The 21,964-nt window shown below is 67.9% G+C and carries 23 protein-coding genes, 1 other RNA gene and 2 pseudogenes; 15 read left to right on the forward strand and 11 right to left on the reverse strand.

Features of this window, described 5'->3' with window-relative positions:
- Window positions 1-111 precede the first annotated feature (111 nt).
- Window positions 112-1,626, forward strand: a complete 1,515-nt coding sequence (locus tag G6N67_RS35965) for a CYTH and CHAD domain-containing protein (RefSeq protein WP_036440410.1) — start codon at window positions 112-114, stop codon at window positions 1,624-1,626.
- A 4-nt stretch (window positions 1,627-1,630) separates the two neighbouring features.
- On the opposite strand, the gene rnpB is transcribed toward G6N67_RS35965, so the two are convergent.
- Window positions 1,631-2,010, reverse strand: an RNA gene (gene rnpB, locus G6N67_RS35970) — RNase P RNA component class A.
- A 29-nt stretch (window positions 2,011-2,039) separates the two neighbouring features.
- Here rnpB and G6N67_RS35975 point away from each other — a divergent pair.
- Together G6N67_RS35975 and G6N67_RS35980 are read left to right on the forward strand one after the other, a co-directional pair.
- Window positions 2,040-2,480 (forward strand): helix-turn-helix transcriptional regulator, encoded by a 441-nt coding sequence (locus G6N67_RS35975; protein WP_036438961.1) that lies wholly within the window; start codon window positions 2,040-2,042, stop codon window positions 2,478-2,480.
- Between the two features lie 9 nt (window positions 2,481-2,489).
- The gene (locus tag G6N67_RS35980) at window positions 2,490-2,909 is read left to right on the forward strand and encodes a VOC family protein (protein WP_036438959.1); all 420 of its coding nucleotides are present in this window, start codon (window positions 2,490-2,492) and stop codon (window positions 2,907-2,909) included.
- Here the strand turns inward: G6N67_RS35980 and G6N67_RS35985 are convergent.
- On the reverse strand, window positions 2,906-4,195 hold the full coding sequence (locus G6N67_RS35985) for a 13E12 repeat family protein (protein WP_163642430.1): 1,290 nt from the start codon (window positions 4,193-4,195) through the stop codon (window positions 2,906-2,908). The genes G6N67_RS35980 and G6N67_RS35985 overlap by 4 nt on opposite strands.
- A gap of 103 nt (window positions 4,196-4,298) precedes the next feature.
- Between G6N67_RS35985 and G6N67_RS35990 the strand changes: the two are divergent.
- Window positions 4,299-5,519: pseudogene (locus tag G6N67_RS35990) on the forward strand (integrase catalytic domain-containing protein).
- A 28-nt stretch (window positions 5,520-5,547) separates the two neighbouring features.
- Here the strand turns inward: G6N67_RS35990 and G6N67_RS39595 are convergent.
- Window positions 5,548-7,101, reverse strand: a complete 1,554-nt coding sequence (locus G6N67_RS39595) for a bifunctional NAD(P)/FAD-dependent oxidoreductase/class I SAM-dependent methyltransferase (protein ID WP_036438956.1) — start codon at window positions 7,099-7,101, stop codon at window positions 5,548-5,550.
- Between the two features lie 46 nt (window positions 7,102-7,147).
- Here G6N67_RS39595 and G6N67_RS36000 point away from each other — a divergent pair, with 46 nt between their 5' ends.
- A complete protein-coding gene (locus tag G6N67_RS36000) occupies window positions 7,148-7,726 on the forward strand; it encodes a type II toxin-antitoxin system RelB family anti-toxin (RefSeq protein WP_036438953.1) in 579 nt (192 codons plus the stop codon).
- Here G6N67_RS36000 and G6N67_RS36005 read toward each other — a convergent pair.
- The 4 genes from G6N67_RS36005 to cobC are packed head-to-tail and all read right to left on the reverse strand — an operon-like array spanning window position 7,723 to window position 11,709.
- Window positions 7,723-8,826, reverse strand: a complete 1,104-nt coding sequence (locus G6N67_RS36005; protein WP_036438950.1) for a bifunctional RNase H/acid phosphatase — start codon at window positions 8,824-8,826, stop codon at window positions 7,723-7,725. The two genes, G6N67_RS36000 and G6N67_RS36005, sit on opposite strands and share 4 nt — an antisense overlap.
- Window positions 8,823-9,551 carry a zinc ribbon domain-containing protein gene (locus G6N67_RS36010; RefSeq protein ID WP_036440403.1) on the reverse strand — a complete coding sequence of 243 codons (729 nt, stop codon included), beginning with the start codon at window positions 9,549-9,551 and terminating at the stop codon, window positions 8,823-8,825. The genes G6N67_RS36005 and G6N67_RS36010 overlap by 4 nt, the downstream gene beginning before the upstream one ends.
- An 8-nt stretch (window positions 9,552-9,559) precedes the next feature.
- Window positions 9,560-10,696: a Nif3-like dinuclear metal center hexameric protein gene (locus G6N67_RS36015; RefSeq protein ID WP_036438948.1), complete on the reverse strand. Its 1,137-nt coding sequence runs from the start codon at window positions 10,694-10,696 to the stop codon at window positions 9,560-9,562.
- Complete coding sequence (gene cobC, locus G6N67_RS36020; protein WP_036438945.1) at window positions 10,693-11,709, reverse strand: Rv2231c family histidinol phosphate aminotransferase CobC; 1,017 nt, start codon at window positions 11,707-11,709, stop codon at window positions 10,693-10,695. Before cobC ends, G6N67_RS36015 begins: the two co-directional genes overlap by 4 nt.
- A gap of 74 nt (window positions 11,710-11,783) precedes the next feature.
- Here cobC and G6N67_RS36025 point away from each other — a divergent pair, with 74 nt between their 5' ends.
- From G6N67_RS36025 to G6N67_RS36035, 3 genes are read left to right on the forward strand one after another with little or no spacing between them, the layout of a single operon-like run.
- Entirely contained in the window at window positions 11,784-12,476 is a 693-nt protein-coding gene (locus G6N67_RS36025) for an HAD-IA family hydrolase (RefSeq protein WP_230022332.1), read from the forward strand.
- Complete coding sequence (locus tag G6N67_RS36030) at window positions 12,469-12,963, forward strand: low molecular weight protein-tyrosine-phosphatase (RefSeq protein WP_036438943.1); 495 nt, start codon at window positions 12,469-12,471, stop codon at window positions 12,961-12,963. The genes G6N67_RS36025 and G6N67_RS36030 overlap by 8 nt, the downstream gene beginning before the upstream one ends.
- A complete protein-coding gene (locus G6N67_RS36035; RefSeq protein ID WP_081812756.1) occupies window positions 12,963-13,802 on the forward strand; it encodes an SURF1 family cytochrome oxidase biogenesis protein in 840 nt (279 codons plus the stop codon). The genes G6N67_RS36030 and G6N67_RS36035 overlap by 1 nt, the downstream gene beginning before the upstream one ends.
- Here the strand turns inward: G6N67_RS36035 and G6N67_RS36040 are convergent.
- Window positions 13,762-14,703: pseudogene (locus G6N67_RS36040) on the reverse strand (cobalamin biosynthesis protein); the annotation flags it as partial. The gene G6N67_RS36035 and the pseudogene G6N67_RS36040 sit on opposite strands and share 41 nt — an antisense overlap.
- A gap of 36 nt (window positions 14,704-14,739) precedes the next feature.
- On the opposite strand from G6N67_RS36040, the gene G6N67_RS36045 reads away from it, so the two are divergent.
- From G6N67_RS36045 to G6N67_RS36065, 5 genes are all read left to right on the forward strand, one after another.
- On the forward strand, window positions 14,740-15,567 hold the full coding sequence (locus G6N67_RS36045; protein WP_036438938.1) for an oxygenase MpaB family protein: 828 nt from the start codon (window positions 14,740-14,742) through the stop codon (window positions 15,565-15,567).
- 9 nt (window positions 15,568-15,576) lie between these two features.
- On the forward strand, window positions 15,577-15,978 hold the full coding sequence (locus G6N67_RS36050) for a VOC family protein (RefSeq protein ID WP_036438936.1): 402 nt from the start codon (window positions 15,577-15,579) through the stop codon (window positions 15,976-15,978).
- Window positions 15,979-16,074: 96 nt separating this feature from the next.
- Window positions 16,075-16,566, forward strand: a complete 492-nt coding sequence (locus G6N67_RS36055; RefSeq protein WP_036438933.1) for an RNA polymerase sigma factor — start codon at window positions 16,075-16,077, stop codon at window positions 16,564-16,566.
- Entirely contained in the window at window positions 16,563-17,126 is a 564-nt protein-coding gene (locus tag G6N67_RS36060) for a methylated-DNA--[protein]-cysteine S-methyltransferase (RefSeq protein ID WP_036438930.1), read from the forward strand. The genes G6N67_RS36055 and G6N67_RS36060 overlap by 4 nt, the downstream gene beginning before the upstream one ends.
- A complete protein-coding gene (locus G6N67_RS36065) occupies window positions 17,123-17,833 on the forward strand; it encodes a 2OG-Fe(II) oxygenase (protein WP_036438928.1) in 711 nt (236 codons plus the stop codon). Before G6N67_RS36060 ends, G6N67_RS36065 begins: the two co-directional genes overlap by 4 nt.
- A gap of 20 nt (window positions 17,834-17,853) precedes the next feature.
- On the opposite strand, the gene mraY is transcribed toward G6N67_RS36065, so the two are convergent.
- The 3 genes from mraY to G6N67_RS36080 all read right to left on the reverse strand — a co-directional run bounded on the left by mraY (window position 17,854) and on the right by G6N67_RS36080 (window position 20,932).
- The gene (mraY, locus tag G6N67_RS36070; protein ID WP_036438925.1) at window positions 17,854-18,933 is read right to left on the reverse strand and encodes a phospho-N-acetylmuramoyl-pentapeptide-transferase; all 1,080 of its coding nucleotides are present in this window, start codon (window positions 18,931-18,933) and stop codon (window positions 17,854-17,856) included.
- Window positions 18,934-19,202: 269 nt separating this feature from the next.
- Complete coding sequence (locus tag G6N67_RS36075; RefSeq protein WP_036438922.1) at window positions 19,203-19,763, reverse strand: hypothetical protein; 561 nt, start codon at window positions 19,761-19,763, stop codon at window positions 19,203-19,205.
- On the reverse strand, window positions 19,760-20,932 hold the full coding sequence (locus G6N67_RS36080) for a hypothetical protein (protein ID WP_036438920.1): 1,173 nt from the start codon (window positions 20,930-20,932) through the stop codon (window positions 19,760-19,762). The genes G6N67_RS36075 and G6N67_RS36080 overlap by 4 nt, the downstream gene beginning before the upstream one ends.
- A 329-nt stretch (window positions 20,933-21,261) precedes the next feature.
- Here G6N67_RS36080 and G6N67_RS36085 point away from each other — a divergent pair, with 329 nt between their 5' ends.
- Together G6N67_RS36085 and G6N67_RS36090 are read left to right on the forward strand one after the other, a co-directional pair.
- A complete protein-coding gene (locus G6N67_RS36085) occupies window positions 21,262-21,621 on the forward strand; it encodes a helix-turn-helix domain-containing protein (RefSeq protein WP_230022331.1) in 360 nt (119 codons plus the stop codon).
- Window positions 21,621-21,815 (forward strand): helix-turn-helix domain-containing protein, encoded by a 195-nt coding sequence (locus G6N67_RS36090; protein ID WP_036438917.1) that lies wholly within the window; start codon window positions 21,621-21,623, stop codon window positions 21,813-21,815. The genes G6N67_RS36085 and G6N67_RS36090 overlap by 1 nt, the downstream gene beginning before the upstream one ends.
- Window positions 21,816-21,964 lie beyond the last annotated feature (149 nt).

The raw sequence follows: 21,964 nt of genomic DNA on the forward strand, positions 1-21,964 counted from the left end.
ACATCAAGTCTTGACCGTGCTGTGACCGTCGTCGGCGACTGCGTGTTCATCCCGATGTGGCACGCTGGGCTATCCCGGCTCCCCCATCCAGCGCCCACGACGAAGGTGAACATGGCCCCCAGAACGCGCAAAACCTCCAGGCACACCGAGGTCGAGCGGAAGTTCGAGGTAACCGAATCCACTGTGTCGCCGTCGTTCGACGGCCTGTCGGCGGTGGCCCGGGTCGACCGGTCGCCGGAGCAGCAGTTGGATGCTGTGTATTTCGACACACCTGAGCGTGATCTTGCCGCCCACCGCGTGACCTTGCGGCGCCGCACCGGCGGCACCGACGCCGGCTGGCACCTCAAGCTGCCCGCGGGCCCCGACGCCCGGACCGAGGTGCGGGCCCCGCTGGAGTCTTCCGAAGACGACGTGCCCGGCGAGTTGCGAGACATCGTGCTGGCGATCGTGCGGGCCAAACCCCTGGCGCCGGTCGCCCGGATCTCCACCCGCCGCCGCATCGACGTGCTGTACGGCCACGACGGCGGCGCGCTGGCGGAGTTCTGCGACGACGCGGTCACCGCATCGACCATCGGCGAAGGCGCCGAGGAGCAACGGTGGCGCGAGTGGGAGCTCGAGTTGTTGTCCGACCGCGACGACGTGCCTGACGACCTGCTCGACCGGCTCTCCAATCGGTTGTTCGACGCCGGAGCGGCCCCGGCGGGGCACGGCTCGAAGCTGGCCCGGGTACTGGACACCGCAGGCACCGCTGCCGCGACGGCCCGCGTGCCTGCCGACCCGGTACACCGCGCCATCGCCGAACAGATCGACCAGCTGCTGGTGTGGGACCGCGCGGTACGCGCGGACACCTACGACTCGGTCCATCAGATGCGCGTCACGACACGCAAAATTCGGAGTCTGCTGCAGGAGTCCAAGGACTCGTTCCCCCTCGCGGACAACGAGTGGATTCTCGACGAGCTGCGCACCCTGGCCGCTGTGCTCGGCGTGGCCCGCGACGCCGAGGTGCTCGCCGAGCGCTATCAGCGTGCACTCGACCAGCTGCCTGCCGATCTCATCCGCGGTCCGGTACGGGAGCGTCTGGTCGACGGCGCCAACCGGCGCTATGCGTCGGGGCTGCGGCGCTCCTTGGCGGCGATGCGGTCGCAGCGGTATTTCCACCTGCTCGATGCGCTCGACGAGCTGGTCACCGCCGAGCCGCCGGAGCCGGAGGCCGGCGAGGAAGCGCCCTCGGTGAGCATCGATTCGGCGTACAAGCGGGTACGCAAGGCGGCCAAGAAGGCCAAGGCCGTGGCGGCCGCCGATGACACCGAAACCGAGGAGAAGGACGAGGCGCTGCACCGAATCCGCAAGGGCGCCAAACGACTTCGCTACACCGCGGCGGCAACCGGCGAAAGCAAGGTGTCCGACCGCGCCAAGACCATCCAGACCCTGCTCGGCGACCACCAGGACAGCGTCGTGAGCCGGACCCACCTGAGCACCCAGGCCGAGGCCGCACATGCCGCCGGTGAGGACACGTTCACCTACGGCCTGCTGTATCAGCAGGAGGACGACATCGCGCACTATGCGCGCACGATGCTCGACGATGCGCTCAAGCAACTCGACAAGGCGGTCCGCAAGAGCCACTAGTAGGCGAACGAGTTGGCCGGTAAGCCGGATTCTGTTCCCCGCCCCGGAGGGCGAGGCGGCGACCATCCATCTGGACACACCGTCGCCGGGTGCCTCAAGCGGCCTACCCGCAGGCTCGGGCGAGCAACCCTCGAACGCCTGCGCGGCCGCAACCGGGTTGCGGCCTTCTTGGCCTTGCTTCGGGTGGGGTTTGCCTAGCCACCCCGGTCACCCGGAGTGCTGGTGCGCTCTTACCGCACCGTTTCACCCTTACCATTGCTGGCGGTCTGTTTTCTGTGGCACTTTCCCGCGAGTCACCTCGGATTGCCGTTAGCAATCACCCTGCTCTGTGAAGTCCGGACTTTCCTCGACACCCGAGGGTGCCGCGGCCGCCTGGCCAACTCGTTCGCGCAGATCACCGTACCCTTAAATCCATGCCGCAGGTGCCACCGGCCCGATATCTGCTGCGGGCGAAAGATCTGGCCGACGCACGCTACGCCGATCCGATCACCGTCGACGACCTCGCCGCGGCCGCCGGGCTGTCCCGGGCGCACTTCAGCCGCATGTTCAGCCGCACGTTCGGGGAATCGCCGCGGGCCTATCTGCAGAGCAGGCGGCTGGAGCGCGCGGCGGCCCTGCTGCGCAACACCGACCGTTCGGTGGCCGACATCTGCGTGATGGTCGGCTTGCGCAGCATCGGGTCGTTCACCACGAGCTTCGCCCAGGTGTACGGCAGGCCACCCGCGGCCTATCGTGCGAGCCTGCCGCCGGCGATGCTCCGCGCCCCCGTGCCCAGCTGCATCCTGGCGCGCGACACCAGACGGTCGGCCAAGACAGCACATACGGAGAAGACGCCCGAGGCAGGCCGAACGTAGCGTCAGGCCATGATGAAAATCGCTTGCACGCACCTGTGGGTTCACGATCAGGAAGTCGCGCTCAAATTCTGGACCGAGAAAGTCGGTATGGAAGTGCGCGAAGATGTTTCGTTCCCCGAAGAGATGGGCGCCTTCCGCTGGCTCACTGTTGGGCCGCCCGGGCAGGACGATGTCAGCATCGTGCTGATGGCCGTCCCGGGTGCGCCCGTGATGGACGAGAGCACCCGTGAGCAGGTGCTGGATCTCACTGCCAAAGGCTTCGCGGGCACGGTGTTTCTCACCACCGACGATTGCCAGGCCAGCTATGAGCAGCTCAGCGCCCGCGGTGTCGAGTTCACCGAGCCACCCAACCAGATGCCGTACGGCATCGACTCCGGGTTCCGCGATCCGTCGGGCAACAGCGTCCGGCTGACTCAACGCACCATCTAGGCGGCGTTCGCGCAGCGCACGACCTCGATCGCGATCCGCAGTTCGGTCGCGCTCTCGTACACTTCGACCCGCCCCGGTGGCGGCGGCGCAGTCGACCGGTAACACGCACCGGTGGGAGTCACGAATTCCGCTGTGTGCAAACCATTTTCGTCCCTGGTCGTCACGCTCCAGCCGGGTGATTCCTTGACGTAGTTGCAGTGTTCGCATTCACCGAGACCGTTGAGGGCACTGGTTGGGCCGCCGCCGGCGTGGGGCTGCGCGTGGTCGAGGTGGCGAATCGGAGCACCGCAATACGGGGTCCGGCAGACCTGGTCCCTCAATCGGATGAATTGAGCCAACCCCTTGGGGAACAACCGCGACCGCGACTCCATCGCCACCAGCGCGCCCGAACCCGGGTGCAGATACAGCCGCCGCAGCGTCGCGCGCGAACGCTTGTCGACGACCGCATCACCGACCAGTTTGCGAGCTACCGACGCGGGCACGGGACCGTAGCCCTCGACCACCGCCGGCCTGTCATCGTCGCCGAACAACGTCTGATCGGAGATCGTCATGTTGACCGCAATCGGTTCAGGTGCGTCGGCCGGACGGCCGGTGACCCGCTCAACGGCCGTGTCGGCCATCACCTGACCGCGCGTGCGGCCGTCGAACGTCGTATCCGCCTTACGCTTGAGCGCCGCGTACATTCCGACGCCCTGCTGTACCGGCAACAACACCGTCACGCGCGCCATGCAGTCCGGCGCAGGCCGGATGGTCACCGTGCGATCCTCTGCGGCCTTGGCCGCCCGGTCGACGATTGCCTGCGCGTCCAGGCGATACGCGATCTTCTTGGCTTCGGCCTCGATCGCGTTGTTTCCCTTGCCGACGAGCTTCGCGATGTCGGCGCACATCTCGGCATCCAACGCCCGCCGATCCTCGACGGTCAGGCACGCCGATTCCCGCACGATCAACGTGGCCCGCCACTCCGACAGCACACCGGACTCCAGCGCGCGCAGGGTATGCGGCATCTCATGGACCAGCGCCTTGGCGAACCCCAGATGCCGACTGCCACATGTCGGCGAATCATGGCGGGCCAGCGCGATCTCGCTGGCCACGCCACGACCCTGCTTCGCGCGAGGCACGCCCGCGGCGGCCTCGCGCGCCCGCCTCTTCTCGTCCATCAACACCGCGCACCGGGCCTGCCCAGCCGCCGCGGCCGACTTCGCCAGCTCGAGTTCCTCCATGCGCCGATGGAGCTGCGCCTCATCAGCGTCCGGGTTGACCTGGGCCAACTCCGCTAGTTCGAACATATGAGCGATGCTACGCGGACCCACCGACCGCGTTGACTCGTCAAAAATGCGCGTGAATGGGTGATTCGTTGCCTCATTGAAAATGCGCGCGTAAGCCCAAACGATGGGGTTGACGTTGGCCGAACGCAGAGCCGTGACGGAGACGACCGCAGTCCGTTACCAGTTGGCGAGCAAGGGCGGTAAGGGGCGGATTCTCGATGAGCTGTGCCAATACCGGGTGGCATCGCAGTCATGCCGCAAGGCGCTCAAAGCCGCATCGGGGCCCAAAGTCGTTACGCCGCGCGAGCGGCCGGTGAAGTATGGACCAGAGGTCATCGCGGCACTGACGGTGTGCTGGACGGTGCTCGGGATGCCGGCTGGTAAGCGTCTGGCGCCGATGCTCGCTGAATTGGTGGCCGTGCTGCGCCATTTCCGGGAGCTGGACATCGATGAGGGCACCGCTGAGTTGTTGGTGTCGATGTCGGCGGCCACTATCGATCGTCGCTTGGCCGGTGAGCGCGCAAACTCCGGCCGCGGGCGCGGGTACGAAACCGGGATCGCTGCTCAAAAGTCAGATCCCGGTGCGTACCTGGGCCGAATGGCAGGACGCCCGGCCGGGATTCGTCGAGATCGACTCGGTCTGGCACGATGGCGGCATCCGGGGCGGAGGTCATGCCTCGACCTTGACGGTCACCGACATCGCCACCGGTTGACCGAGAACCGTTCCATGCCTGAGCGGACCGGCAAATGCGTGAAGGCCGCCCTTGACGACATCGCCCGTGCGATGCCCTTTCCGATTCTGGGTGTGGACTGCGATAACGGATCAGAGTTCATCAATGACGACCTGCTCACGTGGTGTGAGAACCGCAAGATCACCTTTACCCGATCACGGCCGGGCAATAAGAACGACGGCTGTCATGTCGAGCAGAAGAACTGGTCGGTGGTGCGCATGTTGGTGGGCTATTACCGCTACGACACCGCCGCAGAGGTGTTGTTGCTCAACGAGATCTGGCGGCTACAGTCCACGTTGACCAACTTTTTCTATCCGCAGCAGAAGCTGGTATCCAAGGTCCGCAACGGAGCCAAAGTCTGCAAGAAGCACGACGAGGCCGCCACTCCCTTTCATCGCGCGATCGATCACTCTGACATGACCGTGGAACGCATCGTGGCGATGACCCGCGCCTACTCGTTGATCAATCCCGCCGCCACCGGACGCCAGGTGCAAGCCCTGACCGCGCAACTGTTCACCCTCGCCACCACCAAGGCCAGCGCTACCGCCCAACCCCAGATCAACAAGCGCGCACGATTACGTGAGGCAACGAATGCCTCTACGCGCGCATCTTGACATGAGGCAACAGGCCGACAAGTTGCCGCTAGGCCACCCGCCGCAGCACGATCACGTTGTCGATGAGGGTGCCGCGCTGCCCGTCAGGCCCGGTCGCCTCGCGTTGCTCGGGGCCCACCCGGACCCGTTCCCAGTGCGCCTCGGGAAGCTCCAGTGCCGCCAAAACCTCATCAGCGGTGGGAAACTCGAACTTTCGGACATGCTCGGGCGCCCAGGGCGGCGCCGCCCCGTGATCGACGACCACCAGCAGGCCACCCGGCGTCACCGCGTCGGCCGCGCGGCGCAGGAACCCGGCTCGGTCCATGGCGATCGGCGATTGCAGGAACTGTGCCGACACCAGGTCGAAGCCGCCGCCGGGCAGGCTCTCGGAGAAGTCGTGCCGCTCGAAGCTGATGCGGTCGGAGACGCCGCGGGCCGCCGCTTCCGCTGCGGCGCGCTGCAGCGCGGTCTCCGAAACGTCCGCGGCCGTGACCTGCCAGCCGCGCTCGGCCAACCACACGGCGTCACCGCCCTCACCGCAACCCAGATCCAGGGCCCGGCCCGCGGGCAGTTCCGCGGCGATCCGCTCCAGCTGCGGGTTGACCCGCCCGCTCCAGATGCGTCCGCGCTGCCCGTAGTGCCGTTCCCAGTACTGCGCGGTGACGGCCGTACGCGTCGGCCACGGCGGCACGGGCAACCCGACGTCCTCAGCAAGCAGGAACTGCACGACGGCTGCGCCGGCCTGACTGCCCGCCGCCACGGCCGTGGCCACCTGCGGCATCTGGGCAGTCAGATCTCCTGCGGCGAACAATCCCGGCACCGAGGTGCGCGCGAACCCGTCGACCACGAGTGCGTCGGCGGCCACCGGCCCCGGGGCCGAAACCGCGCCGAGTTGCGCGGCCAGCGGCGAACGCTGGTGCAATGTGCTGGCGACCAGCGCTCCGCGACGGGCCAGCCGGGTACCGTCGGCGAACTCCACGGCCGTCAGCGCGCCGCCGTCTGCGACCAGTCGGGTGATCGTGCGCTCGTCGACGCCGATCCCGGCCGCATCGAGCTGCTTGACCTGAGCCTCGTCCAGCCCGCTCGCGCCGTCGGTGAGCACCACGAGATCATCGGTCCAGCCTCGGAGCAGCAGGGCCGAATGCACGGCGCGCTCACCCTGGGCGATCACCGCCAGCGGTTGGTCACGCATCTCCCAGCCGTGGCAGAAGGGGCAGTGGAAAACCGAATTGCCCCAGAGTTCTTCGAGCCCGGCGAGCTTCGGCGGCCGGTATTCCATGCCGGTCGCCAACAGCACGGTTCTGGCCCGTTCCCGCCTGCCGTCGGCCAGCTCGAGCACGAAACCCGGTTCTCCCGTGACGACTTCACCGGTCCGCAGCTCGACGGACGGATACGCCGCCAGTTCGGCAAGGCCCGCGGCATACAGCTCGGCGGGTGGCCGCCCGTCATGGCCGAGCAGTCCTCCGATGCCGTGAGCAGCCGAATTGCTTTGCGCACCGGCATCGATCAACAGTGTGCGCCGGCGGGCCCGGCCGAGCACCAGAGCGGCACTCAACCCGGCGGCCCCACCGCCGACCACGATGCAGTCCCATACGTTGTCCATACCCAGAGCTTGCCCACCGAACGCGAATCTGCCAACCTAATTTGCCATGCAGGCAAAACCGCCCGACGACGACGTCGATGCGCTGGTCCGGCGAAGGCTGCGAGACCTCCGCCGCCAACGAGGCCTTACCCTGGAAGACGTCGCGACCCGCGCGCAGATCGACGTGTCGACACTGAGCCGGCTGGAATCGGGAAAGCGCAGGCTCGCACTCGATCACCTACCCCGGCTCGCCACGGCGCTCTCGGTCACCACCGATGAACTCCTGCGACCGCCCGAGGCGGAAGACCCACGCGTCAAAGGCAGTTCACACACGCATCACGACATCACCTACTGGCCGCTGACCCGCCACGGCCCGGCAGGCGGCCTGCACGCGTTCAAGATCCGCATCAGCCCCCGGCGCAAGAAGCCGCCCACCGAGTTTCCCGTCCACGAGGGGCGCGACTGGATGTACGTGCTGTCCGGGCAACTGCGGCTCATCCTCGGAGACCAGGACTTCATCGTCAAACCTGGTGAGGCCGTCGAGTTTTCAACCTGGACGCCACACTGGTTCGGTGTCGTGGACGGTCCCGTTGAGGCCATCACGATCCTCGGACCGCACGGCGAGCAGCTGCACCTGCACGCCTAGAGGTAGGCGGTCTGGTTCACCAATCGCACTGATGCCGCACCATCACCGTAGAACTCGGCGATCGACAACGACGCCAGGTCCAGATGCAGCCGGTACAGGATGCCCTCCCCCGCGTCGAGCGCCAACCGCAGCACGGTCTTGATCGGCGTCACGTGGGAGACCACCAACACGGTCGCCTCGCCATGCTCGGCGATGATGCGGTTGCGGGCCCGACGCACGCGGTGCGCCACGGCATCGAAGCTCTCGCCACCGGGCGGCTCGACACTGGTGTCCCGCAACCACCGCCGATGCACCTCAGGGTCACGCTCGGCCGCTTCGGCGAAAGTCAGCCCTTCCCACTCACCGAAATCGGTTTCGATCAGATCGTCGTCGACCGTGACGTCGAGACCCAGCGCCTTGGCCGCCGCCGCGGCAGTGTCATAAGCGCGCTGCAGCGGCGAGGACACCACCGCCGCGACGCCGCCCCGCTCCCCGAGATACCGTGCGGCAGCCTCAGCCTGCCTGCGGCCTTCCTCGGTCAACGGCGGGTTGCCGCGGCCCGAATAACGGCGCCGCACCGACAGTTCGGTCTGTCCGTGCCGCAATAGCAGCAGGCGGGTCGGCGCGCCGACAGCACCGGTCCAGCCCGGGGCGGCGGGCTTCTCGGCGGGCTTTTCAGCGGGTTTCTCCGCAGCGCTTTCCGTCAGCGAAACCACCTCGGCCGCAGCGTCCATCGCCTCGTTGGCCAGCCGGTCGGCATGAGCGTTGCGCGCCCGCGGAATCCAGCTGTACGTGACGTCCGCGAATTGCGCAGCCAGCGCGGCGGCGTCACGCTGCAGCGGAACCAGGTCGGGATGCTTGACGCGCCACCGGCCCGACATCTGCTCCACCACGAGCTTGGAATCCATCGACACCGCAACCTCGTCGGCACCCTCGGCCGCGGCTGCCTGCAGACCCGCGATCAGGCCCCGGTATTCGGCGACGTTGTTGGTGGCGAGGCCGATGGCCTCCTTCCGTTCCGCGAGGACGACGCCGTGGTCGGCCGTCCACACGACAGCCCCGAACCCCGCGGGCCCGGGGTTGCCGCGCGAGCCGCCGTCGGCCTCGACCAGAACCTTCACGGCTTGACCCGCAACAGGATTGCGCCGCATTCCGGGCAGCGCAGCACGTCGTCGTCAGCCGCCGCGGTGATCCGGGCGATCTCGCCGCGGTCGATCTCGATCCGGCACGCACCGCACCGCCGGCCCTGCAGCGCGCCGGCGCCGGCACCGCCGCGCGCCCGCTGCCGCTCATACATTCCGATCAGCTCGGGATCGATCTCGGCCACCAAGGAATCGCGGCGTGAAATGCACTGGTGCCGAGCGGCATCGATGTCGACCAGCGCGGCGTCGCGGGCCTGCTGCGCCTCGTTCAGGCTGTTCTGCAGTTCGTCGATGCGAGCCAGCTCGTCGGACTGCTGGGCCAGCAGGTCTTCCCGGCGCTCCATCACCTCGAGCAGCGAGTCCTCCAGGCTGGACTGCCGCCGCTGCAGGGTTTCCAACTCATGCTGGATCTCGCTGACCTGCTTGGCCCCCACCGAACCGCCCTCGAGCAGCGCCCGGTCGCGGTCCTCGCGCTGGCGCACGGCGTCGATCTCGGTCTCGAACTTCGCGACCTGCGCGCCGAGATCCTCCAGCGCGATGCCGAGCACGGCCAGCCGGTCGTTGGCGGCCGCGTGTTCGGCTTGCGCCTCGTCGACCCGCTGCTGCTCGGCAAGGTGTTTGGCCCGATACTCGATGCGCCCGAGCTCGGCATCGACCTCGGTCAGCTCGAGCAGCGAACGTTGTTGGGCCACTTCAGCTTTCATGTTCATCCCTACGCTCGACTCTCGACGTTCCATGGATCTGTGCGGACCGGGCACACCCGGACCGGTAACGCGTCACCGAAGTGTGCGCGCAACACCCCCGCCGCTTGAGCACACCACGGGAATTCGCTGGCCCAGTGCGCGACATCGACCAGCGCGACACCCGACGCCCTGCGGTGCTCGTCGGCGGGATGGTGGCGCAGGTCCGCGGTGACGTAGGCCTGCACGTCGGCCCCGTTCACCGCACCTAAAAGCGAGTCTCCGGCACCCCCGCACACCGCGACGCGCGCCACCACGGCATCGGCATCACCCGACGCCCGCACCCCCCACGACGTGGCGGGCAACGCGTCGTGCACGCGGGATACGAACGCCGACAACGGCTCCGGCTTGGGCAGCGTCCCCACGCGGCCGATTCCGACGTCGCTGGGGATGGGTGCCAGCGCGATGATGTCGAACGCCGGCTCCTCATATGGGTGCGCGGCACGCATCGCCTTGAGCACCCCCGCACGCAGTCGCGCCGGCGCGATCACTTCGACGCGGTCCTCGGCCACTCGTTCGACACTGCCGATCTCACCGATGGCGGGCGACGCCCCGTCGTGGGGCAGGAATTGTCCGGTACCCGCCACGCTCCAGCTGCAATGGGAGTAGTCGCCGATCCGGCCCGCACCCGCGGCGAAGAGCGCGTCGCGCACGGCGTCGGCGTCGCCCGCGGGTACGAAGACCACCCACTTGTCGAGGTCGGGGCCCGGCACCGGTTCCAGCACGCCGTCCACCTCAAGCCCGAGTGCGTCGGCCAGCGCATCGGAAACGCCGGGCGACGCCGCGTCGGCGTTGGTGTGCGCCGTGAACAACGCCCGCCCGGTCCGGATCAGCCGGTGGATCAGCGCGCCCTTTGCGGTGCTGGCCGCAACGGTGTCGACACCACGCAACAACAACGGATGATGCGCGAGCAGCAGGCCCCGCTCGGGCACCTCGGCCACCACCGCTTCGGTGGCGTCGACCGAGATCGTCACCGACTCCACGCGCTCCCCGGGGTCGCCGCACACCAACCCGACCGAATCCCAGCTCTGCGCCAGCGCAGGCGGGTACGCCGCGTCCAGCACTCCGATGACATCGGCCAGGCTCACCCCGGTCCCGCGCGCAGTCATGGCAACACCTCCCTCATCGCATCCACCAGCAGCGGCCACTCCACCCGTACCGCGGCTCGCAGATGATGCCCCGGCAGGCCCACGAAAGTATCGCAACGGCGCACCGCAATGCCTTTGCTTTCCAGATGTTTTCGCATCAACTCGGCATCCGGCACGGTAAACAGCACGAACGGTGCCGCGCCGTCGACCACGTCCAACCCGAGCGCACGCAACCCGGCAACCATCTCAACCCGCAGCGCCGCCAGCTCGCGCGCCCCGGCCTCGGCTTGGGCGACCGCGTCGGCGGCGTTGGCCGCGGCGATCGCCTCCAACTGCAAGGTACCCAGCGGCCAGTGCGGACGGCGTGCCACGAGCCGCGCCATCAGGCCGGGTGCGCCGAGCGCGTAACCGACCCGAAGCCCGGCCAACGACCACGTCTTGGTGAGGCTGCGCAACACCAGCACATCGGGCAGGGCGTCGCCGGCCAGCGACTCGGGTTCACCGGGCACGGCGTCGGCGAACGCTTCGTCGACCACGATCAACCGGCCGGGGCGCCGCAACGCGAGGATGTCGTCGCGCGGATGCAGCACACCCGTCGGGTTGGTCGGATTCCCCACCACGACCAGGTCCGCGTCGCCCGGCACCTCGGTGAGGCGGTACGGCGGGTCGAGCACCACGTGCCGGATCGGAACGCCCACCGCGGCCAGCGCGGCTTCCGGTTCGGTGAACGACGGTGCTATCAGTGCCGCGAGCCTCGGCCGCAGCCCCGCGATCAGGCTGAACCCCTCGGCGCCACCGGCCAGCAGCGCCACCTCTGCCTCGTCGCGGCCATGCCTGGCCGCCACCGCGCGCACGGCGCGCAACTCGTCGGCCACGCTCGGATAGCGACCCAGATCGGACAGCCGTGCAGCGAGCCGCTCCGTCAGCCAGTCGGGTGGCGCACCGGCGCGCACATTGACCGCGAAGTCCAGCATGCCGGGCAAAGCTGCCTGGTCACCGTGGTACCGGGCGCCCGTGCGGGTTGGACTTGCCACAGCACGACAGTAGTGGTCGATGCGCCGATCCGGGCATCCGGTGGAGCGCTGCACGCATCGGGGACAATGGCCATGTGACTGGCCATGCAATTGGGCTCATCAGCGAGATCGGCAGCGACACCCGGCCCGAACTGGTGCTGTTCGACCTCGACGGCACCTTGACCGATTCGGCGGAGGGCATCGTCTCCAGCTTTCGCCACGCGCTGCAGACCGTCGGGGCCGAGGTGCCCGACGGCGACCTCGCCCGGCGCATCGTGGGCCCGCCCATGCACCACACGCTGCGCGAGCTCGGCCTGGGCGAGCACGTCGACGCGGCCATCGCCGCCTACCGGGACGATTACACGAGCCGGGGCTGGTCGATCAACAAGCTGTTCGACGGCATCCCGGCGCTGCTGCAGGATCTGCGCGCGGCCGGGATCCGGCTGGCCGTTGCCACCTCGAAGGCCGAGCCGACCGCGCGCCGGATCCTCGAGCATTTCGGGCTCGACGGCTACTTCGAGGTGATCGCCGGGGCCAGCCCCGACGGCGTGCGCGCGACCAAGGCCGAGGTGGTCGCGCACGCGCTGGCTCAACTGCACCCGCTGCCGCAGCGGGTGCTGATGGTCGGCGACCGCGCGCACGACGTCGAGGGCGCGGCCGAACACGGCATCGACACCGTGGTGGTCGCATGGGGTTACGGCCGCGACGACTTCGCCGAGGCCGGTGCGAGCTCGGCGCACGCCCACGTCGCGACCGTCGAATCGCTTCGCGAGGTGCTCGGTGTCTGACGCGCTGCATGTGACCTTCGTGTGTTCGGGCAACATCTGCCGGTCCCCCATGGCGGAGAAGATGTTCGCCCATCAGATCGCCGAGCGCGGCCTGGCCGACGTCGTGCGCGTGACCAGCGCCGGCACCGGCAGCTGGCATGCGGGCGACGGCGCGGACCACCGCGCGTGCGGAGTGCTGCGCGCGCACGGCTACCCGGCCGACCATCTTGCCGCGCAGGTCGACGACGACCATCTCGCGGCCGATCTCGTGGTCGCGTTGGGCCGCAACCACCTCCGGATCCTGCGCGAGTTGGGCGTGGCGCCGGAGCGGCTACGGATGCTGCGCTCGTTCGATCCGCGGTCGGCCGCGCACACACCCGACGTCGAGGATCCGTACTACGGCACCACCGACGACTTCGAGGACGTGTTCACCGTGATCGAAGCGGCCCTGCCCGGGCTGCACGACTGGGTCGACGCCGCGCTCGCCGAGCGAGAAAAGTCGGCCTGATGCGACGCTTGACGTTTCTGCTGCGGCCGCAGTGGCTGGCCCTCATCGTCGTCGTTGGCGCGTTCGCCTATCTGTGTTTCACCGTGCTGGCACCGTGGCAGCTGGGCAAGAACACCAAGACCTCGCGGGAGAACAACCAGATCGCGAGTTCGCTGACCGCGGAGCCCGTGAGCGTCACCACGCTACTGCCGCACCAGGATTCAGCCGCACCCGACCAACAATGGCAGCGCGTCACCGCGACCGGACACTATCTGCCCGAAGCCCAGGTGCTGGCCCGGTTACGCGTGGTGGAAGGCGATCCGGCCTACGAGGTGCTGACCCCGTTCGCGGTCGACGGCGGGCCCACCGTGCTGGTCAACCGCGGCTACGTGCGGCCCGTGCAAGGCACCGCGGTGCCACCCATCCCGGCTGCGCCGACGACACCGGTCACCATCACGGCGCGGCTGCGTGATTCCGAGGCGCAGGTCACCGGCAAGCAACCGTTCCGCGCGGAGGGTGCACAGCAGGTCTACTCGATCAGCACGACGCAGATCGCGGCGCTCACCGGGGTGCCGTTGACGGGCTCGTATCTGCAGTTGGTCGAAGGTCAACCCGGTGGTCTCGGCGTCATCCCGCTGCCTCATCTCGACGCCGGGCCCTTCCTGTCATACGGAATCCAGTGGATCGCGTTCGGCATCGTCGCGCCGATCGGCTTGGGCTACTTCGTCTATGCCGAGATCAAACAGCGCCGTCGGGAACGCGCCGCGGGTGCCGCATCGCCCGCAGGCGCGCAAACCGCACCCGCCAAACCGCTGACGACCGAGGAGAAGCTCGCCGACCGCTACGGCAAGCGGCGCTGAGCCCGAGCGCGAGCACCGCGGCACCGGCCTGCACCGCACGCGACAACCGCACGGCCCGCGCGACATCGGGCACCTCCGGGACGCGTCCGTCTCCGAGTGTCGGGCGAATCTCCAGCCGGTGCGCATACTGCGTCGGCCCGCCCAGGCGCACCCCCAACGCACCCGCGAACGACGCCTCGACGACGCCCGCATTCGGGCTGGGGTGCCGCGACGCGTCACGGCGCCATGCGCGCAGCGCCGCCCGGGCGGATCCGCCGACCACCGGCGCGCACACTGCGACCAGCAGGCCGGTGACCCGGGCCGGCACATAATTCAGCGCATCGTCGAAACGCGCCGCAGCCCAACCGAATCGCTCGTAGCGTGGCGAATGGTGGCCGATCATCGCGTCGAGAGTATTGGCGCCGCGGTACACCAGCACGCCGGGCACACCGCCGACCGCGGCCCACAGCAGCGGCGCGACCTGGGCGTCGGAGGTGTTCTCCGCCAACGATTCCACGGTCGCCCGGGTCAGCCCGGCGGGATCCAGCGCCGCTGGATCCCTGCCACACAGCGACGGCAGCAGCGCGCGGGCGCCCGCCACGTCGTCATCTGCCAGCAGGGCCGCCATCTGACCGCCCACGCGGTTCAAGGACGTACCGCCCAGCGCGGTGAACACCGCGAATGCCAGCGCCCACGCGCGACCCCGGCCCGCCACGCCGAGCAGGCCAAGGGCGCCGAGCAGGATCCCGGTGTGCAGCGCGCCGGCACCGCGGCTGTCGGCGTAGGTCCGTCGTTCCAACTGCGCCGCCGCGCCTCCGAACACCGCGACGGGATGTCCGCGGCGCGGATCGGCCAGCAGCAGGTCGGCCAGGTATCCGGCGGCGATGCCCGCGGCGCGGCCCCGGCGTGTCAGCGCAAACACTTCGGCAGCGTCTCACAAAGTGGTCTACTCGACGCTATGAGGTTGGGTCCGCCGCGACGACCGCGCAGGGTCGTCGATCTGCTCAACCCGGCCGCGGTGCTGCTGCCCGCGGCCAACGTCATCATGCAGCTGTCCGCACCCGGGGTCGGCTACGGCGTGCTGGAGAGTCCGGTGGACAGTGGCAACGTCTACAAGCACCCGTTCAAGCGGGCCCGCACCACCGGGACATACCTGGCCGCAGCCACTCTCGGCTCAGCCGCCGACCGCGCCCTGATCCGCGCCGAGGTGGACAAGGTGCATGCACTGGTCCGGTCCACCGGCTCAAGCCCGGTGTACTACAACGCCTTCGACCCCCACCTGCAATTGTGGGTCGCGGCGTGCCTGTACCGGTACTACATCGACATGCACGAGTTCCTGTACGGGCCGCTCGACGACGCTGCCGCGGACGCGGTCTACGCCGATGCCCGCAGCCTGGGCACGACGTTGCAGGTCCGCGACGACATGTGGCCCGCCGACCGCCGCGCATTCGACGAGTACTGGAAGCGCTCGCTGGACGCTCTGCAGATCGACCCGCCGGTGCGCGAGCACCTGCACGGGGTGGCCGCGATGGCGTTCCTGCCCGCGCCGCTGCGGCTGCCGGCCGGGCGCTTCAACCTGTTCGCCACCACGGGATTCCTGCCGCCCGAGTTCCGCACGCACATGCAGCTGGCGTGGAACAGCGCGCAACAGCGCCGGTTCGGCTGGCTGTTGACCGCCCTGCGCATCGCAGACCACGTCATCCCTCGCGACCTCTGGCTGCTGGGCTATCAGCTGTATCTGTGGGACATGCGTTCCCGCGCACGTCGAGGCAAGCGCGTCGTCTAAGGAGGAGCAATGCCAGATTTCCCGACTCTCAACCACGTCGCGGTCACGGTGCGCGATCTCGCGGTCAGCGGACCGTGGTATCGCGCGCTGATCGGAACCGATCCCGTGCTCGACGAGCACACCGACAGCGGCTTCCACCATCTGGTGTGGGCGCTGGACGGCGGCACCCTGTTCGGCATCCACGAACACGACCGCGAGATCGCGGGCGACGAGTTCACCGAGTTCCGCGCGGGCCTGGACCATGTCGGGTTCGGCTGCGCCGACCGTGCCGCGCTGGAGTCCTGGCAGCGACGCCTCGACGAACTGGGTGTCAGTCACGGTGGGATCGTGGACGCGCCGTACGGATCCGGGTTGAGCTTCCGCGATCCCGACGGCATCGCGCTGGAATTCTTCGCGCCGCCGGGTGGCTGATTTTTCCGGACAAGCTCACGTTCCGCGGCTCCGGTGCGTCTACAGGGTGACGGCAAGCCACGAACGAGGAGCGGAACTGTTGAATCGTCGATGCCCATGAAGGCGCCATTCGAACGCATCGTCAGCGCGCACGGTGACACCGTGCTGCGGGTATGCCGCTTCGTCCTCGGCGTGCACGACGCGGAGGACGCCTGGTCGGAGACCTTCCTGGCGGCGATGCGGGCCTACCCGAAGCTGCCCGAGGACGCCAACGTGCAGGCCTGGCTCGTGACCATCGCGCACCGGAAATCGGTCGACATCATTCGCGTGCGGCAACGCGGCGCGGTGGCCGTGAGCGAGGTACCTGACCGCCCTTCGGTGATCGGTGTGCCCGACGCCGACGACGGCGGCCTCACCGAGGCGGTCAAGGCACTGCCGCCCAAGCAACGCCAGGCGGTCGCCTACCACTATCTCGTCGGGCTGCCCTACGCCGAGATCGCCGAGATCCTCGGCGGCACGACGGCGGCGGCGCGTAAGGCCGCCTCTGACGGAATCGCCACGCTGCGAACAACTTTCCCCGACGCACTCATGGAAGCAGAAGCCCGATGAATGACACCCTGGCCCGCCTGCACCGCAGGCTGGAAGAACAAGCCGCCGCCGAAGGGCTGCTCGACGTCGCCTACACCACGATCGACACGCCGGTCGGCAAGCTGCTGCTGGCCGCGACCGAAACCGGGCTGGTACGGGTGGCTTACGACACCGAGGACCACGACGCGGTGCTGGACACGCTGGCGCAGCGGCTGAGCCCGCGCGTGCTGCGCGCGCCGCAACGGCTCGACGCCGCGGCCCGTGAGATCGACGAGTACTTCGCCGGCACGCGCCGCGTATTCGACCTGCCGCTGGACTATTCGCTGTCGAGCGGCTTCCGCCAGCTCGTGCAACGTCAGCTGTCGCACATCCCCTACGGCCGCACGGAGTCCTACAAGACCGTCGCGCAGACCGTCGGGAACCCCAACGCCGTGCGTGCGGTCGGCACCGCGTGCGCCACCAATCCCCTGCCCGTCGTGGTGCCGTGCCACCGCGTGCTGCGCTCGGACGGCTCACTCGGCGGCTACATCGGCGGTCTGGCCGCCAAGACCACGCTGCTGGACCTGGAGCGGGCAGCATGAACAGGTGGCGCAAACGGGTGGACTCGGGCGACTGGGCTGCCGTCGCCGCTGAGCTGGACGAGTACGGCGGTGCGCTGTTGCCACGCCTGCTGACCGACGCGGAAACCGAGGCGCTGCAAGCCATGTACCCCGACGACCACCGGTTCCGCAGCACCATCGACATGACCCGACACCGCTTCGGTCGTGGCGAGTACCGCTACTTCGGCACGCCGTACCCCGAGCCGATCGAAGCGCTCAAACAGGCGCTGTATCCACGGCTGTTGCCGATCGCGCGGGACTGGTGGGCCAGGCTCGGGCGCCCGGCGCCGTGGCCGGACACGCTCGACGAGTGGCTCGACATGTGTCACCAGGCCGGCCAGACCCGCTCGACCGCGATACTGCTGCGCTACGGTGCGGGCGACTGGAACGCCCTGCACCGCGACCTGTACGGAGACCTCGTGTTCCCGCTGCAGGTGGTGATCAACCTGAACCGGCCCGGCGTCGACCACACCGGCGGCGAGTTCCTGCTCGTCGAGCAACGGCCCCGCGCACAGTCCCGCGGCACCGCCACGCTGCTGCCGCACGGCCACGGTTTCGTGTTCACGACGCGCGAGCGCCCGGTGCAATCGGCGCGGGGCTGGTCGGCCGCGCCGATCCGGCACGGTGTCTCGGCGGTCCGGTCCGGTGAGCGGCACACCTTGGGACTGGTGTTCCACGACGCGGCGTGACAATCGGCCCGGCGTGCCGCTCACGCGCCGGCGGCCGTCAACCACTCGCCGTAGAACAACGCGATCCCCAGACCGCATGCGATGGCCGTGATCAGCCAGAACCGAATGGTCAGTGCGCTTTCCGGCCAGTCCATCAGCTCGAAGTGATGGTGCAGCGGGGTCAAACGGAAGACCCGGCGGCCAGTGGTGCGGAACGCCAAAACCTGGATGACGACCGAGGTCACCTCGGCCACGAACAGTGCGCCCACGATGATCGCCAGAATCTCGGTGCGGCTGGTCACCGAAAGCCCGGCAATGATGCCGCCCAGCGCCAGCGAGCCCGTGTCACCCATGATGATCTTGGCCGGTGCGGCGTTCCACCAGAGGAATCCGACACAGGCACCCGCGGTCGCCGCGGCGACCAGGGCCAGATCGTGCGGGTCGCGAACCTCGTAGCAGCCGGGTGCCGGGCCGACGGCGCACGCGTTGCGGAACTGCCAGAAGGTGATGAGCACGTAAGCGGCGCTCACCATTGCCATGGCACCTGCGGCGAGTCCGTCCAAACCGTCGGTGAGGTTGACGGCATTCGACCACGCCGACACGACGACGATGCAGAACAGCACGAACACGACGGGTGCCAGCGTGAGCACGGCGATGTCGCGCACATAGGACACTTCGGCGCTGCCCGGCGTGAGGCCGTCGGGATTGCGGAACTGCAGCGCGAGCACGCCGAAAAGGACTGCGGCGATCAGTTGGCCTGCGGACTTGGCCCTCTTGTTCAGGCCGAGATTGCGTGCATGCCGCAGCTTGATGTAGTCGTCGGTGAAGCCGACCGCACCCAGCGCCGTGGCCAGCCCGAGCACCAGGAGGCCCGACGCCGACGGTCCCTCACCGCCGAAACCGAGCCCAATGAGGTTGGTGCCCAAGTAGCTTGCCCAGATCGCGGTAAGGATCGCGACGCCGCCCATGGTCGGGATTCCACGCTTGCGTTGGTGGCTCTGCGGAGCGTGCTCACGGATTTCCTGACCGAAGCCCAACCTGGTGAACACCCGGATCAGCACCGGAGTCAGCAGCAGCGAGACCACCAGAGCCAGGCCCGCAGCGAAAAGTATGTCCCTCACCGGTCGACGCCGGCCGTCATGTCAGACCCCCCACCGGGCCAGTATGGCCGACCCGCTGCTCGGCGCACGCTTGCCACGGCGGGGTTTTCGGTCACTGAGCCGCAGCGGCCCTGACAGGGGAAACTGGAGTGGGCGCGGACGGTATCGAACCGCCGACCGCTGGTGTGTAAAGGCCCCGATCGGGCATACGCCCAGTTCGCGGATCTTCATCCGTCACGCTGACCTAGCGGTTTCCGTCGCGGTGTTCGGGGTCCGTCGGGGTGAATGGGTCATCGGTGGGTCATCGGGCGCTGCGCACGGGGCTCGCCGGCCGAGGCCGTTCCAGCACCACAGTCGCCCGTGACTCTGCCCGCAGCGGGGGCGGCGTGTAACAGGGGCAAGTGAGCGATTCGCCTACGAGCGTCGAGGATCGCGGCGAACTCAGCGCCAGTCCGTAGCTCGATCTCAAATTCGGTGGCCTTTGCGCGCACAGCCTTGTCGTCGGACACCACTGCCCACGTGGGCCCGAATAGCTTGTCCTCGTTCTGCCATGTTGCATCCAGCGCGCACGCGACTATGAGGGGGTCGGCGTTGCCGCGGTTCGCATACAGATCGACCAGGTCGGTGTCCGTGACCGGAACGGTCTTCATGACGGTGATCAGCTGACGGAGGACGCCCTCGGTCGTCTCATACCTGCGTGCGCTGAGCTCGGCGATGTCCGGGAATCCCCTCGCTTCGTACAGGACTTCGTCGGGGATATGGCAGTGCGTGCGGAAGAACGCACTCGCCCGCTGTTCCCGAGACAGCGCGGCCAGGACGTTGTTGTCGACCAGGTACTGATGCTCGTTCACCGCAGGGCCTCCCGAAACTCGTCGATCTCCGTCGGCTTGATCTTGTTGAGACAGACAGACCTGCAGAAATCCCTCCGAGACAGCTTTCCCGAATCGAGAACGTCGAGCATCCGGAGAGAGAGCTCACGGCCGTTGTAGTTCCGGATGGCGTTGACCACCTTCGGTGATCGCATCTTCGGCTTGAGCCGGCGTTCGTATTCCCCCTTGAGCTCACCGAGGTAGCCTGAGGCCGCCTCGCCGCTGATGAGCTTGAGGCGCATTGCTCGCACCGCCATTGCGCTAGCCGTTACCTTGAACTCGTCGGCCGCGGCTTTCACGGCGTCCAGCGACCCGAAATCATGGTCCCGCACCTGCGCGGCAGGCATCAGTATCTCGCCGACGATGTCGTACTCCCGGTCGACAGCGCTACCAATGGTGCTGCCGTCGTAGGTGACCGGCGCGAAGATCTTTCGCGCAACCAGCACTGACAAGAGCGTGAGCGTGAAGATCCGACGCCCATCGGGTTCTTGATAGTCGCCGGCGTCTCCCCCGGCAAGGAAGACGTAAGGCACCTTGTTGTCCTTGACTGTCATCCCGCTGAACTTCACCGTTATCCGTTGCGGCATGACCGTGCGGGAACTCTGCGAGACGAGTACCTGGTTCGCCTCCAGCCGTCCGATGAGGTAAGCCAGCGCCGCCTTCTTGTTCTGCGCGGAGTGCAGCCCGTCGTGAGTGACGCCGAGCGCGCCCATCAACTTGTCGGCGTCGGATTTGATCGACTTCCCCGGCTTCCTCAGAAGGCCGATGATCCGATTCTTGGTCAGAGTCGAATCGTGCTTCTTGAGCAGTTCCTGCTTACGTAGGAGGTCCTTCACGATGAGCTCGATGTCGCGCATGTTGACCACGTCGCGCGAATTCACCGAGAACGTGTCCTTGGTCTGTCCGGCCAGCAGCTTGTCCGTCTTCGCAGCGACCTGTGCCTGCACCAGTGGGAGCGGGGCGAAGAACAGCGAGTACGGGATCTCCCCGTGCCGGGCCAGGGCGACGAGGTCGGTGAAGTCGATCGCACCTGCGGCGAGCGCTTTGTCATAGGCGACGTAGGTGCTCGCGATTGAGTTCTCCAACAGTGCGCTGAACACGGCGCGGTCGATGGACACGGACGCCCCGTGGATGAGCACTTCGATGCTCATGATTCCTCACCCCCGAAGCAACAGACCCCTGCTGAGAGTGTCCACCCGCAAGGCGCTCTGCTGGTCACGACCACCGACCGCGGCGTGTTGCCCCACTACCGAGTCAGCAAGCGTCGCAGCTACGTGCGGCGCGGACAACCGCTCGCACCCCCTTCTTATCGTCATCGCGACGAGGCGGTAATCCCGTGTGCGAACCCCAGGATGCTTAAGCTCTTGGTTCTCACCCGACCTGTTGCATGTACCGATGCCTCGTCGAGGTGCATATGCAAGGCGAGGTGAAAACCGTTGCAGGTCTTGACAGTTCAGTTCCAGATCGTAAACTCGCGCGAGTGACCACATCCGATCCGATCGCCGCCGCGGTGGCGGCACTGGTCGCTGCCATCGCCGACGCGGTCCGCGTGGAACTCCAAGCGACGGCATCTCCTGCACGGCGTCGTCACGCCCCCGCTTCTGATCCCGACGTCGGAGGTCGGCCGTACCACCGAGACCAGGATGCTCCGGGTCGCATCCTGACCCCCGACTCGATCCTCACGATTCCAGAGACCGCGGCCGAGCTGCGAATCTGCAGGTCATACGTCTACAAGCTCATGAACCAGGGGAAGATCCGCACACTGAAGCTCGGCAATCGCACGCTGATCCAGCACCGGGAGGTTCTGCGGTTCATCGCAGAGTTGGAAGCAGGCCCTTGATGGCGCAGCGCGTCCTGACCGACGCCTCGTTGCTCACGATCCCCCAGGCGGTCTCGAAGTTGAGGATCAGCCAGCGCACTTTCTTCAGGCTGATGGCCCGAGGCGAGATTCGCAAAGTGAAGATCGGCGGTCGCACCCTGATCCGGCACAGCGAGCTCCTCCGATTCGTCGACACATGTGAGGAGGCCCCGTGACGGACGCACCGCGAATCCTGACCCCGGACTCGTTGCTAAGCCTCCCAGAGGCGGCCTACGAGCTGCGTGTTACGACACGTCGCTTGCGCACACTGCGCAAGCAGGGCGTCATTCGGACGGTCCACCTCGGCAGCAGGGTATTGGTGCCC

It is taken from the genome of Mycolicibacterium mageritense, from assembly GCF_010727475.1.
Taxonomy (GTDB): Bacteria; Actinomycetota; Actinomycetes; order Mycobacteriales; family Mycobacteriaceae; genus Mycobacterium; species Mycobacterium mageritense.

What these genes read in the sequence shown, in the direction of transcription:
- G6N67_RS36090 (WP_036438917.1), top strand. Translation starts at nt 21,621, where the DNA reads ATGGCGCAGCGCGTCCTGACCGACGCCTCGTTGCTCACGATCCCCCAG.
- G6N67_RS35975 (WP_036438961.1), top strand. Translation starts at nt 2,040, where the DNA reads ATGCCGCAGGTGCCACCGGCCCGATATCTGCTGCGGGCGAAAGATCTG.
- G6N67_RS36060 (WP_036438930.1), top strand. Translation starts at nt 16,563, where the DNA reads ATGAATGACACCCTGGCCCGCCTGCACCGCAGGCTGGAAGAACAAGCC.
- G6N67_RS36000 (WP_036438953.1), top strand. Translation starts at nt 7,148, where the DNA reads ATGCAGGCAAAACCGCCCGACGACGACGTCGATGCGCTGGTCCGGCGA.
- G6N67_RS36065 (WP_036438928.1), top strand. Translation starts at nt 17,123, where the DNA reads ATGAACAGGTGGCGCAAACGGGTGGACTCGGGCGACTGGGCTGCCGTC.
- G6N67_RS36015 (WP_036438948.1), bottom strand. Translation starts at nt 10,696, where the DNA reads ATGACTGCGCGCGGGACCGGGGTGAGCCTGGCCGATGTCATCGGAGTG.
- G6N67_RS39595 (WP_036438956.1), bottom strand. Translation starts at nt 7,101, where the DNA reads ATGGACAACGTATGGGACTGCATCGTGGTCGGCGGTGGGGCCGCCGGG.
- G6N67_RS36080 (WP_036438920.1), bottom strand. Translation starts at nt 20,932, where the DNA reads ATGAGCATCGAAGTGCTCATCCACGGGGCGTCCGTGTCCATCGACCGC.
- G6N67_RS36045 (WP_036438938.1), top strand. Translation starts at nt 14,740, where the DNA reads ATGAGGTTGGGTCCGCCGCGACGACCGCGCAGGGTCGTCGATCTGCTC.
- G6N67_RS36055 (WP_036438933.1), top strand. Translation starts at nt 16,075, where the DNA reads ATGAAGGCGCCATTCGAACGCATCGTCAGCGCGCACGGTGACACCGTG.
- G6N67_RS35980 (WP_036438959.1), top strand. Translation starts at nt 2,490, where the DNA reads ATGATGAAAATCGCTTGCACGCACCTGTGGGTTCACGATCAGGAAGTC.
- G6N67_RS35985 (WP_163642430.1), bottom strand. Translation starts at nt 4,195, where the DNA reads ATGTTCGAACTAGCGGAGTTGGCCCAGGTCAACCCGGACGCTGATGAG.
- G6N67_RS36010 (WP_036440403.1), bottom strand. Translation starts at nt 9,551, where the DNA reads ATGAAAGCTGAAGTGGCCCAACAACGTTCGCTGCTCGAGCTGACCGAG.
- G6N67_RS36050 (WP_036438936.1), top strand. Translation starts at nt 15,577, where the DNA reads ATGCCAGATTTCCCGACTCTCAACCACGTCGCGGTCACGGTGCGCGAT.
- G6N67_RS36035 (WP_081812756.1), top strand. Translation starts at nt 12,963, where the DNA reads ATGCGACGCTTGACGTTTCTGCTGCGGCCGCAGTGGCTGGCCCTCATC.
- G6N67_RS35965 (WP_036440410.1), top strand. Translation starts at nt 112, where the DNA reads ATGGCCCCCAGAACGCGCAAAACCTCCAGGCACACCGAGGTCGAGCGG.